The 14423-nt window shown below is 54.4% G+C and carries 9 protein-coding genes; all 9 read right to left on the bottom strand.

Annotated elements, in window-relative coordinates:
- Position 1 precedes the first annotated feature (1 nt).
- The 9 genes from KJS57_RS19145 to KJS57_RS19105 all read right to left on the bottom strand — a co-directional run bounded on the left by KJS57_RS19145 (position 2) and on the right by KJS57_RS19105 (position 14374).
- Complete coding sequence (locus tag KJS57_RS19145) at positions 2–1765, bottom strand: sensor histidine kinase (protein WP_213656010.1); 1764 nt, start codon at positions 1763–1765, stop codon at positions 2–4.
- A gap of 270 nt (positions 1766–2035) precedes the next feature.
- Positions 2036–2860 (bottom strand): carbohydrate ABC transporter permease, encoded by an 825-nt coding sequence (locus KJS57_RS19140; protein ID WP_213656009.1) that lies wholly within the window; start codon positions 2858–2860, stop codon positions 2036–2038.
- A 15-nt stretch (positions 2861–2875) separates the two neighbouring features.
- Positions 2876–3766 (bottom strand): carbohydrate ABC transporter permease, encoded by an 891-nt coding sequence (locus KJS57_RS19135; protein ID WP_213656008.1) that lies wholly within the window; start codon positions 3764–3766, stop codon positions 2876–2878.
- 89 nt (positions 3767–3855) lie between these two features.
- The gene (locus KJS57_RS19130; protein ID WP_213656007.1) at positions 3856–5208 is read right to left on the bottom strand and encodes a sugar ABC transporter substrate-binding protein; all 1353 of its coding nucleotides are present in this window, start codon (positions 5206–5208) and stop codon (positions 3856–3858) included.
- Positions 5209–5690: 482 nt separating this feature from the next.
- On the bottom strand, positions 5691–8672 hold the full coding sequence (locus KJS57_RS19125) for a VWA domain-containing protein (RefSeq protein ID WP_213656006.1): 2982 nt from the start codon (positions 8670–8672) through the stop codon (positions 5691–5693).
- On the bottom strand, positions 8656–10644 hold the full coding sequence (locus KJS57_RS19120; RefSeq protein WP_213656005.1) for a vWA domain-containing protein: 1989 nt from the start codon (positions 10642–10644) through the stop codon (positions 8656–8658). The genes KJS57_RS19125 and KJS57_RS19120 overlap by 17 nt, the downstream gene beginning before the upstream one ends.
- Positions 10645–10701: 57 nt before the next feature.
- Positions 10702–11631 carry a DUF58 domain-containing protein gene (locus KJS57_RS19115; protein WP_211021848.1) on the bottom strand — a complete coding sequence of 310 codons (930 nt, stop codon included), beginning with the start codon at positions 11629–11631 and terminating at the stop codon, positions 10702–10704.
- Positions 11628–12617 (bottom strand): AAA family ATPase, encoded by a 990-nt coding sequence (locus KJS57_RS19110; protein ID WP_213656004.1) that lies wholly within the window; start codon positions 12615–12617, stop codon positions 11628–11630. The genes KJS57_RS19115 and KJS57_RS19110 overlap by 4 nt, the downstream gene beginning before the upstream one ends.
- A 26-nt stretch (positions 12618–12643) precedes the next feature.
- Positions 12644–14374, bottom strand: coding sequence for a DUF8809 domain-containing protein (locus KJS57_RS19105; protein WP_213656003.1), 1731 nt, complete (start codon positions 14372–14374; stop codon positions 12644–12646).
- Positions 14375–14423 lie beyond the last annotated feature (49 nt).

Here is a 14423-nt window from a genome sequence, read left to right as displayed (position 1 = left end):
CTCATCGCTCCTTTCCTGTCGGCGACAGCGGCATGACGATCGCAACCTGCGTCCCTTTTCCGGGAGCGCTTTCGATTTGCAGACCGCCGGCTTCCCCGAACATGTACTTCAGCCTGCGATGCAAATTCTGCAAGCCGATCCCCGTCTTGCCCGTCTCTTTCGGCCCCTCCTGATTTAACGACAGCTTCAACCGGTTCAATTGCTCCGGGTCCATTCCGTTTCCGTTGTCTTCTACGATAATCTTTAAAGCATCATCCTCTTGCAGCGTATAAACCTTCAATTTTCCACGTCTGCCCATCGGTTCCAGACCATGCTTCACCGCATTTTCAATGACAGGCTGCACCGTCATTTTCGGCAGCCGATAATCAAGCCAGCGCTCTTCCAGCTCCGTTTCAATCTGAAGCCGCCCCTCGAACCGGATCGTAATGATCTTCAAATAATGACCGGTCTGCTCCAGTTCCTCGCGCAGCGTGACTTCCGCGCCTTCCTCCCACTGGCTGCTATAGCGGAACATCGAGGATAGGGACAGTACGAGTTCCCCGAGCGGATCCTCCCCTTTTTCATCGAGCATCCAATAAATCATGTCCAGCGTATTGTACAAAAAATGCGGATTGACCTGGGATTGCAGAGCATGGATTTCAGCGTTTTTTTCGCTGACCGACGATATTTTCACCCGCTCAATGAGCTCCTCAATCCGGTTGACCATCCTGTTGAAGGAAGCAACAAGAATATTGATTTCCTGATAGGAAGATACTTTCAACATCCCCCGGAATTTGCCGATCTCCACCATCTTCATCTCCCGGATCAGTTTTTTGAGCGGGGAACTGAACGTCCGCGAGATGATGGAAGCGATCAGGGCGGATACTAGAATAAGGATCGATATAACGATGAGCAGGTAACGCTTCATCTCCATTAATTCCACATTGAGGTCGCGATTCGGCGTCATGCTGGCAACGGACCAGCCTGAGAACGGCAGTCGTGAAGCGACGATCAGATGCTTTGAATCCTGCTGCACGAGAACGTTGCCCGTAGGGGCATCAAAGGGCAGGCTTTCGAGTTCCGGCGGCAGCTCCTTACCCGAAGACACTGCGCGGCCATCCTGGGATACCAGAAACACCTCGCTATGTTCACCCAGCTTCAAATTATCCAGGGCATTCAAAATCGGCTCCGGGTTCATTTCATAGAGCACGATGCCGATGGGTTTATGCTCATCCAAATCATAGATTTGCCGCCCAAACGAAAATACGGGGCTATCCTCCACTTGATCGATCAAGGAATGCTCGTACACGCCGAGCCAGACCATTTTTCCCGATGAATCCTTCAACTGCCGATACCATTCCTCTTCCCGATAATTCGGCTTGACGACGTTCATATAATTTCCGTAGTTATATACTTTGCCCTTATTGGTGATCACGTGGATGCCAACCAAATCATCCCGCGAATAAAATATAGCTCCGATAATATTCGTAATTCTTTGCTCGTTAATAAATTCTACCGCCGGCTCATCGCTGGTTTCATTCAACAGCCGAATCATTTCGAAATTGTTGCTGAGCGATTTGGATAGACTGTCGTAGCCCTGATACATCAAACTGAACAATCCCGCGGTTTGAGCCACGTTTTTTTGCGATAAATCGCTTATTTTTTCGTGAAACTGATCCGTAGTCCGATTGTAGTAAAGCAGGCTCACTATGAGCACACAGCCGGACATGCAAAAAAGAAACAGCAAAAACAGGCGATGGTGTATGGAACGAAAACCGGTAGGCATGGATAACCTCCTTCCATCGATGTTTTGCTGCTCTTATAGAGGTTGTTCAAAAAGTCATCTTTTGATCACGAAGTGTTTCGAGATATGGATTCGACATCGAATCTTGCGTTCACCCTCGAAGTCCGGTACTCATGTAGGGTTTGCCTACACTCCGTTCCTCCTTCTTCGGGTTCTCGCAACCTTCTCGGTGCTGAAAAGCTTACTTTTTGAACTCGCACTTATATTATAAATAAATAGGTTAAAATTGTAACGAATAGATCCATGCATTTATTAGCCTTTTACCGCGCCTGCAACCATCCCTTTCGTAATTTGCCCCGACAGGAAGAAATAGATCAGAATGACGGGCAGCGCCCCCATCACCAAAAACGCGCCGATGTTGCCGTAATTGACGGAATACTGGCTGACGAAGGTGTACACCCCGAACGGCAAGGTTTTCAATCTCTCGGAAGAAATAAATGTCGCCGCCAAAATATATTCGTTCCAGATCGTGATAAAGGTCAGAATGCACACGGTCATCATCGGCGGAATGGATACCGGTACAATAATGCTGCGGAAGATCCGGTAAATGCTCGCTCCGTCAATATAGGCCGACTCCTCGATCTCAGGAGGAATGCCTTTCATGAATCCGCTAAGGATAAAGACGGCGATCGGAGTGGAGAAGGCGATATAAGGCAGAATCAGCGATAAATGCGTGTTCAAGATATCAACATTTTTGAAGATGACCATCAGCGGGAGCAGAGTTGCCTGCATGGGGATCATCATGCCCATCAAGAAGACGGTCATCACCACCGTGCCGTACTTCCAGCGAAACCGGGAGATCGCGTAAGCCACCATGGAGCTCAGAAGTATTACGCATATCATTGTAACCCCGGTCACCAAAACGCTGTTGGACAAATATTTCAAGTAATTTCCCGCCTCATAAGCTTCTTTGTAGTTCTGCCATTGAGGCGCATTCGGTAGTGAAAAGAACCTCCCGTCCAAGATCTCCTCATTCGTTTTCAAAGAATAGAACAGCAACCATAGAAGCGGGTAAAGCTGAGTAACAACAGGGATTGCGAACAGGAGATACACGACTCCCTTTTTGAATTTCAACATATCGCGCACTCCTTCCTAGCTGTATCTATTTTCAAGCTTATTGAAAAAGAAATTGATAACGACCGTGAACAACAGGCATACCGCTACCAGGAAGGTCGCAATCGCACTGCCGTACCCATACTTCAAGGACAGGAACGAGCTGTTGTACATATGCGTTGAAATGACGTCGGTCGCATGAGCCGGTCCTCCGCCTGTCATGACCATGACCATGTCGAAGGCCTGCAACGAGCCGATAAAAGCAAGAACTATCGATATTTTAAAAATAGGAACTATGAGCGGCATCGTAATGAAACGATCTGCTTTAAAGCCTTCGGCTCCGTCGATTTTGGCGGCTTCATAAATCTCTTCCGGTATATTGGTTACCCCGGTATATTGAATCAGCAGATGGTATCCGAAGTACTGCCAGAGCGAAACGAGATAAATGCTGTACATGGCGATGCTCGGCTCCGTCAGCCAATTATGCGTCCAGCTGTCCAAACCAAGGGAGACCAGCACGCCGTTCAGCATGCCGCCCATGGAGGTAGGGTTATAGATGGTTTTCCATAGCTGGCCGATAATAACGACCGATAAAATAACGGGCGTAAAATAAATGGAGGCCAGTCTGCTGCCATTTTTCAAATAACGATGCAGCAAAATCGCCATCCACAAACAGAGCGGAATTTCCAGCATGGAGGCTAGCGCATACAGCAGCGTTCGTCTGACCGACGGCCAGAAAACAGGATCATTCGCAAACATATCCCGGAAGTTGGCCAGGCCGATAAATTCCGCATTCGCGATGCCGTCCCATTTTAGCAGTCCGCTATAAAAGGAAACCAGGATCGGTACAAAAACAAGGCACACATAAAGCAGCAAACACGGCAATACGAAGACGGCTATTGTTCCGGCGGGTACCTTGAGAACTTTCATCTTATTTCGCCCCTTCATATAAATTCGATGCGGAGAAGCACGAAGCTGCCCCGCATCGACGGTATAACGCGCTCGGAATCCGTGATTCCTTATTCCTTGTTGGCCTCAAAAGCCGCTTGATGCTCTTTCGCCACTTGAGCGGAGTCAACCTTTTGTACGAAGAGGTTCTGGATGCTGCTGAGATGCACTTGGGCCGTAGCCGGATTCATCGTATTGTCAAACGCCAGGTCGCCGCCTTTAACGTTATTGAACAGCTCTGCGACCTCGATCGCCAGATCGGAATAACCGGCCGCCTTCAGGTCACCGTCCACTTTTTGGCCAAGACCGACCGCATTTTTGAATTCAAATTGCTTCTTCGGAAAATTGAGAGCGAAGTAGTTAAGGAAGTCTTTCGTTTCTTGCAGATGCTCGCTGTTTGCGGATATGGCGAACGCACTGCCCGGCGCCAGCATAAATTCATCAGGATCGCCCTTGCCGTTTACGGTCGGGAATTGGAATGCTCCAACTTTGCCCGCCACGGAGGAAGCATCGATCGCTCCGGTCTCCCAGGAACCGATCACCCACATGGCCGCTTTGCCCGATTTAAAAATATTGCCCCCGGCATTGGCATCGATCGAAGTCGCTCCGTCCGGGAACGCGCCGGCTTGTACCAGCTCCTGGAAGCTGTCCACCGCTTCGATGAACGCAGGATCTTCAAATGTTTTTTTGCCGTCCATCACATCCTGCAGGAATCCGGGACCTCCATTCGTGCGGAGCAAAATATTCATGAACAGGAACGAACCGGTCCAGGAGTCCTTCTCCCCGATCGCAAGCGGGGTAATTCCTTTTGCTTTCAGCGTTTTAACTGTGTTCAGGAATTCTTCATAAGTCGTAGGGGTATTGGCGATTCCGGCTTGCTCGAACAATTCCTTGTTATAATACACGACTTCAATATTGTTGCCGTCCGGCAGGGAGTACACATTGCCATCGAAGCTGTAGTAATCCAGCAATCCGCTTTGGTACGTATCCTTCAGCCCGTTTTGATCCAGCATATCGTTCAGCGGCGCGAACAATTTCGCATCTACGAACGGCTTCATTTGCGCCGCCGGGTTGACGATCGTGATGTCCGGCACTTCTTTGGAAGCGGCTTGTGTTTTCAGTTTTACTTTTTGCTGGTCCGTATTGAGCGTATCCAGTTCGATGTGGATATTCGGGTGATCCGCCTCATACTGTTTGACCAGTTCATTTAATGTCTTGTGCGAAGGGGTCGTCGGGTCCGGATAAATGTTTTGGAAAGTAATTGTGATCTTCTTGTCACTGCTGCTGCCTTGCACAGCCGCGCCATTGTTTTTCTCGGTTGCGGCGGTATCGCTCTTGCCGCTATTTCCGCAAGCCGCTAGACTTAGCGCCATCACTGCGGCCAAGATTACCGCCAATGGCTTCAATGCTGCTCTTCTTACCATTCATTCATGCCCCCTAGATTCAAGATAGGTCAATTATTGCTCCCTAAAACGCTTTCAACAAGGCGTGAAATTTGGGATTCAGGTTTGTTTTTTTCAGGTATCATTCGAAAGAAGAAAAACAAAAACAGCCCCAAACAATTGGAGCTGTTGGTACAAGCATATTCAGATGGATGTAATAAGGACAGCCTGTATTACGAAAATGTCCGCCTAGCGTGGAAAAAACCTTTAATTTGTCTTTCAAAGAGTGGACACTTTTCCGTGAAAGAGATATCAGCGCCTCGGGTCTAGCAAGTCCGTATATAGTATTAATTATGATGAAGGGTATCTATATATGGATTAGGTGGCTTTGAGGGTCTCTACTCTCCTTTTGTCCTCTTTTGAAAAGACATTTTGAGGTTTTGTCCACGAAGGGCGGACAAAGGATGTATTTAGCATAATATCGCGGTAAATCGCCCAGTCAAATCGAAATAAAACCTGCGAGACTAGCGCCGGCCGCGCCGTTTGGCATCCAAAAGGCGGCCAAGACGATCGCTCCCCGTCCCGCCCTGGGACGATGTGTCGTTTTGGTCAGGCTCGGCCGTCTCCCGCGGAGGGGAAGGCGGTGATGATGGGCCTGGAGCCTGGGGACCGGCCGATGGCGGAGAGGGCTTGGCCGTCGGCGACATGGTCGGCGACGCCGTCGGTGCAGCTCCCGGCTGGGCCGCGGGTCCGGACGCAGGCGGCATGCCGCCGCGTTCCGTGCCGTCGCCGTCCGCGCCGTAAAAGGCGGCCGCGCGCGATTTACGTGCGGCGAGCCGGGCGAGCCCGGCATCCGCGGCAGCGCCGGCGGATGCACCGGGCTGCGCCGCAGCCGCCGCAAGCGCGCGGGCGCGGCGGCGCCAAGGCATGGCCGCGGCGATGGCCTCCGCCATGCGGCCCCAAGGCAGCGCCAGACGCCGCACAGCGACGTCGGCGAGCCAGAGCAGGAGCGCCGCGGCCAACAGCGGGCGCTCCCAGCCGCGCAGCGACCGCGTCGGCTGCGCGGTGAACTGGAACGCCGCCTCCGGCTTGTTCCAGTCCAAGACGCGGCCGCCGGTCAGCTCGGCCAAGGCCTGCAGCGTATCCTCCGGCTCGGCCGGGGGCAGCCGGTATTCCGGCGAATACGGGATGACGAAGCCGGTTCCCTGCATCCCCGCCATTTCACCCTCATCCCCGTCGGCTCCGCTCGGGTTCCGGAGCTGAAGCAAGAAGGATCCCGAAGACCTCACCGCCATACTCCCCTCGTAAACGCCCGGGGAAACCTGGGTGAGCGGGACGCGCTCCTCGCCTCCGTCTTCCCCGCTGACCAGCGCTTCAAGCTCCTCGGGAGCTTCGGCGCCCTCTGCCGTCACTTCGAAGGTCACCTCATTACCGTTGACGGTAGTGTTGACTTCATAAGGCGAAGCCGCAAACTGCGGAAACGTCCACTTCACCATATCGGCGAACAATCCGGGAAAACGGCTCCATTTCACGAAATCGCGTGACCATTTGCCCGTCAGATCGCTGGTCCAGGCCACGGTCCGCCCCGATCCGTACTGCCATCTTGCCAGCAGCGGGTCCGGTTCCGGGCTGGACAATACCGTTTGGGCCGTCATTTTCGGTGTTGCAGCTACGTAGCCGTAAATGCTGGGCAATCCGTCCTGAAACCAGCCGCTCCAGTCCCCGGGCTGAACAATAGCGGGAACAAACGGCTTGTCCACAATATAGGTTCTGGCGATCACGGCCGCCTCCCGGCTAAAAATAGCCGGAAGCGTCGTTGCGTCCTTCACAAGGTAATACCGTCCCTTTGCCCCGGCGGCCAGACTTTGCAGAAGATTGACATCGGCATCGTCCCCCACGGCCACGGTCGACATCGTGATTTTCCCGTCCGTCATCGTCTTCAGCAGGTCATCATATCCCGAATTCACAGCGGATTGTCCGTCCGTCAGCAGAATAATATGCTTTCGCTGGGCCTGAACGTTCAGTATTTCCTCCGTAGCTGCCGATACCGCCGGAAAAATATTCGTTCCGCCCGCGCTTGGAATACTGTTTATTTTTGCGATTACGCCGTCTTTGTCATCCAGCTTCTGCGGCTCGACCACCCACCAGGGCTGATCGTCAAAAGCCACCACGCCCACCGTATCCTTGGGCCTTAGCAGCTCCACGGTGCGGATCGCCGACTCTTGAGCCAGCTTCAGCTTGTCCCCGCCCATACTGCCTGAACGGTCGATCACGAGGATCAAGCCCAGCGAAGGGATTTCCCGCTTGCCTTCCAATTCCATGGATACGGGAAGCAGCTTCTCGATCGGAGTTTTGAAGTAACCTCCCATGCCGAAGCTTTCTTCCCCGCCAATCATCATGAATCCGATGCCGTAAGAGCGGACGGCCTGTTCAATCAAATCCATCTGCTTGCCGCCGACCTGTTCGCCGGAGACGTTATTAAACAGAATGCTGTCGTAACCCGCATACTTAACCAGCTCCGACGGCAGCATGCCCGGGCCGATCACCGTATGATCGATCAACCCGGAAGCCAGCGCATTTTTCAAATTTGAGGAGGTTCCTTGCTTTCCTTCTACAATTAGCACCTTCGGGCTCCCCGTAACCCGGGTAATTGCATAACTGGCATTGTTCGCCGATTGCTCGTCGCCGTCCAGAAATATTTCCGCACGGTAACGATGCAAGCCCGGCTCTTTGGCCAATCCCTGCAGCGAAAAAAGATTCTCCCCGCGTTCCAATGTGATGTTCTGCCTTCCGATCTCCCGGTTGTCCTCATACAAACGAAGCTCTCCGGCTCCGGCAAACGTACTTCGGATCAGCACTTCAAAAGCAAACGCCTCCGCGCGGTACAGCTTCTCAGGTACATGAAAAGCCTCTACCGCGGCATCATTCAATTCCGGCGGCACCGCCTTCAGCACGTCTATCGCTATTCCGCGTTCCTTAAGCATAGCCGCTTCCGTAAGGACGTTTCCGACATTGTTCTCGCCATCCGATATGAGCACGATCCGCCGGTTTTCCCCGCCGCCGAACTGGCTGCCCGCAAGCTGCAAGCCTCCAGCCAGATTGGTGAATCCCGAATTCACCGCCGCTTCGGATCTCCCCCCGGAAACAGGTGCGGTATCCAGATTTTTCTCGACGGCCGCTTCCAGCCCTACGGCTACCGTTCCGACGCGGTCTTCCGGGCCTTTTTCAGCGCCGGCCTTGTTGATCCAGTCCCATACGGGATCCTGGTCCATCATGCTGGCGGAACGATCCGCCAAGAAGATGATTTCTTTGTCCTTCACCAAAGTAAATGTATGAAATCCCGCTAACACAAGCACCAGCAAAGCAATGATCGTCGTTCGTAAACCGACGGCCCACTTCCTGCGGCTTCCCTTCAGCCTGAAGTCGGTTCGATAAGCATAGAACGCTCCGATGGCAAGGGGAAGTAACAGCAGCAATACCCAGGGATGATCAAATTGAACGCCCACGCTGATACACCCCCCATTCCACTAAAATAACAAGCAGCGCCAAGAGCGCGACAGGGTAAACCAGCGATTGCCTGCTTTTGGAGATCAGGCTGTCGGACTGTCCGGATTGGCTTCCGTTCTCCATCTGAACAGCACCTTCAACAGGCTTGTCCGAAAGGTTTCCTGCTCCCTGGAGCGGCTGTATGCCTACAAAAGCGGATTCCGCCGGGTCGGCCGTTACTTGCACCAAAAAAGTCCGTTCTTTCGCACCTTCCGATCCCTTAACTTCAAGACGCCACAATCCCGGAATGCCGGGAGACGTTTGACGGGAGGAGACCACGCCTTGCTTCCGCTCTGCCGTTACCTGCTCCGCCCCGGCCTGCAAAGCAAAGCCCTCCTGAGGAATCCAGGTCCCATCGATATCATCAGCAGCGACGGGAAGATCCAACTTAGCTCCGGCCATGACACGCCCAAGACCGGTAGCTTGCCCGGTTCGCAGCCACTCCACCGCATTGTTCACCAGAATCGGAAACTCGGGACGCAGCGGAAGATCGCTGTCCTCAAGCGCAAACAGGAAAACCAGCCGGGCTACCCCCTGATCTTTTCCCGCATAAGCCGCGGGCAGGCTGCCGATTTTCAGAAGAGGTTCTCCCCATACAGGAACCTCCCTCTTCAGCAGTTGCCCTGTCGGCGCCTCAGATAATGACAAGTAACGAGTTACGGGATGACTTAACGTTTCCGTTTCCCCGCTTTCCGGCTGCGCTTTCTCACCTCCGCCTCCCCAAGTCCATAGCGGGGTTTCTTTCAACAGATCTCTCCATGCGCCCTCCCCTACGAAATCGGGCTCCGCACCATCGATGACGATGATATCAGGCTTGGCGTCAGGCAATGCCGGAGCTCCGGAACCGCCATTCTTGCCGGTAGAAGCACCCGGATCCATGCGCGTAACTCGAGACCCGGTCAATTGTAGCGCTTTTTCCAGAAACAGATTTCCGGAAGAAAGCAGCAGTATATTGGCCGAATCCGCCTTCTCGCGAAAAGCGAACGCTTCGTTATCCGGTGCATAGGCATCCCCGCCGCTCAATGACAGCCGATATACTTCGGCCGAATCAAGTCGCTCGAAAGAAACCGTTGCGCTCTTCCCGCCTTCTACAACCACTTGATGGGTGGCTAACAAATGTCCGTCTCCATACAAGTCCAGCGAGGCCTCCGTTTTATCCTTCCGGTAGTTCTTCACGACGGCGACGCCCGAAACTCCGCCTTCCTCCCCGTCTTGCCTGACCCCGAATTGAACGATGGCGGTATTGCCCGCCAGCTCATCTTGAACGGAGTTCACTTGAACCGGAACATCAAATGCGACGTTCCCGGAGCCGGAAACATCGGGCCACTGGCCGTCCGTATAGATCGCGACGCTTGCCTCCGGGTCGTTCCAGGTCAGCGCAGAAGCCAGGGACAGCGTCTCACGATAGGCCGCTTTTCCATAATCCGCAGACAACTCGGAGACGGCTTTCTTAAGCGCGTCCTTGTTCTTTTCCCTGGATAGCAGGACCTGAGGTTGACTTCCAAGTCTCAGCAGAGTCACCTCCTGGCCCGAAGACATCCTTTCTATGTCCTCTCTCAGCTGCTTCTTCATCCGGTCCAAATTCGTATCCTGCATATCCTTATCCCGCTCTGCCGCACCCCAAACCGCGCTCATGCTGGCCGACGTATCGGCAATGATTACCGTATGTCCCTGGCTCCCGCCCCGGACCCATACGAAAGGCAGCATCAGCGCGACTACCAGCAGGGCTGCGGCTAGCAGCTGAAGCCAGAGAAGCAGCCGGTTTTGAAGCTTCTGCCATGGCCGGTTGGCCTCTATATTGCGGAGAACCCGATCCCACAGCAAATGGCTCGGAACGATCGTATCGAGATATTTTCGCTTGAATAAATACATGATGACGATGGCCGGCAAAGCCAAACCGAACCATAAACCTGCCCAAGAAGCAATCCCCATTACGCTATCCCTCCATCCCTGCTGTCCTATTGATCACCGCGTTCTTATTCCGCCTCATTAAAAAACGATGGCTCCCGCCCCGCGAAGCGCTTCAAAAATCCCCTTCTCCAGCGGCCAAAAGGTCGGCGTCTGTACATAACGAATGCCCCGTTCACTGCAATACCCGGAGATTTCTCCGGTATATCTAAGCAGCTCGTTCCGGTAGGCATCAAGCACCTTGCCGGTAATCGCGACCTCTTTACCCGTTCCCAGCTCACTGTCCACAAGGCGCAAGTCTCCGCTAACCTCCGGCTGAAGCTCATCCTGCGAAACAACATGAACCAGCACGATTTCCTGACCCGCCGCCAAAAAATAAGAAAGTGTAGCCTTTATTTCCTCCGTTCCGCCCTCAAACCACAAATCGGAGAAAATCCAGGTCATTCCCGGTCTAACCGGTAAGGAAGACGGAGTATGCAACGCCCGGGACATATCCCCGGTACCCGAAACCGCCGCTTCCTGCAAAAAGGAAAATAGTCTGGAAGCCGAGGCTTTTCCGCGAATACCCGGGAGCCTGTCTTCAATTCCAGCCGAAAATAAAGCAGCTTGAACACGGTCTTCGGAAGCCAGTGCCATATAACCGATGGCAGCCGCCAGCATTTTGGCATATTGCAGCTTGTTCTCCGGACCGGTGATTCCCCCTTGATCTGATGTCGATTGACCGCCAAAATCCATGGACGCCGAAATGTCCAAGTAAAGACTGACGTACATTTCCTGCTCATCCCAGTACTGCCTTACAAAAGGCCTGCCCGTCCGGCGGTAAACGCTCCAGTCAAAACGGCGGATGTCGTCCCCCGGCGTGTACTCGCGGTAGTCGGCGAATTCCAGAGATGCTCCGAATTGCCCTGACCGCCGTTTGCCCTGGACGGTTCCCCGCACTCTCCGGCTGGAATTCACCGATAATCTCTCTAGCTTGGGAAGCAGGCCGGGCGGAAGCAGCGGGCTCATCATCGGGTCCCCTCCAAAGCGGAGAGCACTTCTTCAATGATCCGGTCGGGAGAAATCCCCGTCGCCTGACCTTCAAAGTTAAGAAATAACCTGTGCCGCAGTGCCGGAACGGCTACCGCCGCGATGTCTCCGGTAGAAACGTGCAGCCTCCCTTTGGAAATCGCCCGCACTTTGGCTGCCGAAACGATGGACTGAATCCCGCGCGGTCCGGAACCAAAACGGACATAACTTCGAACGGCTTCCGGTGCCTCCTTCTCTTCCGGGTGGGTCATCATCAGCAAGCGGACCCCGTAATCCAGCACTTCATCAGCCAGCAGTACTTCTTTGGAAGCCTTGCGAATTTCCAGCAATTCGGACGCTGTGGTCTTCTTTTCCGGCACCGGCGGATTGCCCGAGGTCGTCCGCCGGACGATTTCCTTGAGTTCCTCCGGAGACGGGTAACCGACGTGGATTTTAACCATGAACCGGTCCAGCTGCGCTTCCGGCAGCGGATAGGTTCCCTCCTGCTCCAGAGGATTTTGCGTCGCCAATACAAAAAAAGGCTGGGGCAGCTTCCTGGTTTCCCCGCCGACGGTCACCGTCTGCTCCTGCATCGCTTCCAAAAGCGCGCTCTGGGTTTTCGGCGATGCCCGGTTAATCTCATCGGCCAGTACGATGCTGCTGAACACCGGACCTGCCTGAAAGACCATATCTGCCGTGCCCTGCGGACCGAAGCTGATGACATTCGTGCCGGTAATATCGCTCGGCATTAAGTCCGGCGTAAACTGGATCCGCGAAAAAGACAGGTCCAGCGTATCGGCAATCGTCTTCACCAGCACGGTTTTGCCGAGTCCCGGAATCCCCTCAAGCAAGGCATGTCCGCCCGCAAAAATGCACCAAAGCATCTGTTCTACAACTTCCTGCTGTCCGACAATGATGCGAGAAATCTGCTCGCGTACATGATCGATCGTATCGCTCCACGATTTCACCTGGGCTGACGGTTCCAACATCACAATTCTCCTCCTCTTGTCTCGGCTTAAGGACCGGGATCTATCTCCGTAAAATAATTTTCCACCAGGCTCTGCATGCTTTGCGGAAGATCTCTTCGCTCCAGGGAACGCTTCGCCTCTGTAGCGTAGTCGCTGTATACCTCTTCATAAGGTCGGCTTACCCCGTCAAAAACGGGGGATTCCCCGCCTTTTTGCACGGTGCCTCCCGTACTCGGTCCTCCGTCGGTCTGTACATTTCCGCTCCCTTTCAGATCGCGCGGGGTAGTCACCAGAGTCCTTCCCCCGCTGCCCAATCCTGCGCCGCCTCCCTGTCCTTGACCTTGGCCCGTACCTTGACCCTGGCCTTGACCTTGGCCTGATCCGCCGCCGCTGCCGTTTCCAGCACCATTACCAGTGCCATTACCAGCCCCTCCGTTACCGGTTCCCGTGCCTGACCCAGGGTTCGAACCGGCTCCTTCAGCGCCTCCCGCACCTTGACCGGCTCCGGGTTCGCCACCCGCCTCACTTCCGGCTTCTCCCCCGCCGGCAACTCCTTCTCCGGCGGCAAGCTGCTCGGCGCTGCCTCCCATGCTCCACGTGTCGGACACGGCAAGGCCCGAGGCTGCCATTTCCTCGGCCAGCCCCATTCCCTGCTTCGCCAATGCGGAAGCGAGAGCGGCGGCAGCTTCAGCCTGACCGGCATCCGCATTGGACGCCTGAAGCTGCTGCTTCAATGCTTCGGCCAGTTTCTCCAGCGCTTGATCACTCATCACCTGGTCTCCGCTGTCGATTGCGGAAGCCGCCTGCTTCAACGCTTCCGCCAGCCGCTTGGCATCCTCATTCCCTTCCGGAGCCGATTTCTCGATCTCATTGAGAGCGTCCGCCAAGCCCTGCCGTTCCTCCGGGGTCATGCCGGGCAGCTTCTGCCGGAGCTCATCCATCTTTTGATCCAGGCTACCGGCATCTTTTTGCTCCAATGCTGAGGCAAGCCCTTCGGTTGCATGGTGATTCTTCAAATCCGCAAGCCAGTCACTTGTCTGCTGCTGTTTCAAATCCAGTTTATCCTGCATCTCCTTCAGCCGCTGCATCGTCTTTTCCATGTTATCCAGCGCTTCAGCAGGCTCCCGGCTCCGATCCAAAGCTTGCCGCAAATCCGCCAGCTCCTTGGAAAGAGCATCCTTGGCCAAAGGCTCCAGCTCTTTGGTTTCGAGCTCTTGGATCCGCTTATCGGTCTCCTCTTGCTGGGCGTGAATCCATTCCCTTTCCTTCCGGTGCTGGTCAAGCACCTGATCCATCGGGTTCGGCAGAACGGATAGCAGGACGACCGCCAACGCACCAACTGCCAAAGGAACCCACCATCCTTTGCGGCGGCGAGGCCGCGGCAGGCGCCGTTTAAGCTCCTGCACATAGGCCGCTCCATGTTCCTCCGCCTGCTTACGCTGCAAACGGGCCGGAAGCGAATCGTCTCCGGCAAAGGCCAGCGCCGTTGCCATAAAATCTTGTCTTTCCTTCCCCGCTTCCGGGGTATCCATTTCGCGAGCAGCTTCAGCGAGCGGGATCAGGCGCAGACGTCCCCACAGCCAACCCGCCGCAGTCAGCAGGACCAGGCTTCCCAAGGCATAAAATATAACGCCTTCTATTGGCCAAAGCCTCCCTGCCGCAAGCAAAAGAGAGGCGGCAAGCAGTCCGGCCAGGCAACCCTGCCTGATTCCGGCCAGTTCCCGAAACCATTGCAGCCGACGGCGCACCATGTTTAATTGATTGTTCAACTGCTCCACATTTGCCGCCTCCTCTCCTGATGTTGATACTCCCAATTATACTGAATTG

The sequence above is a fragment of the Paenibacillus vini genome (assembly GCF_018403325.1).
Lineage (GTDB): Bacteria > Bacillota > Bacilli > Paenibacillales > Paenibacillaceae > Fontibacillus > Fontibacillus vini.
This window is presented reverse-complemented; position numbering and strand designations above follow the sequence as displayed.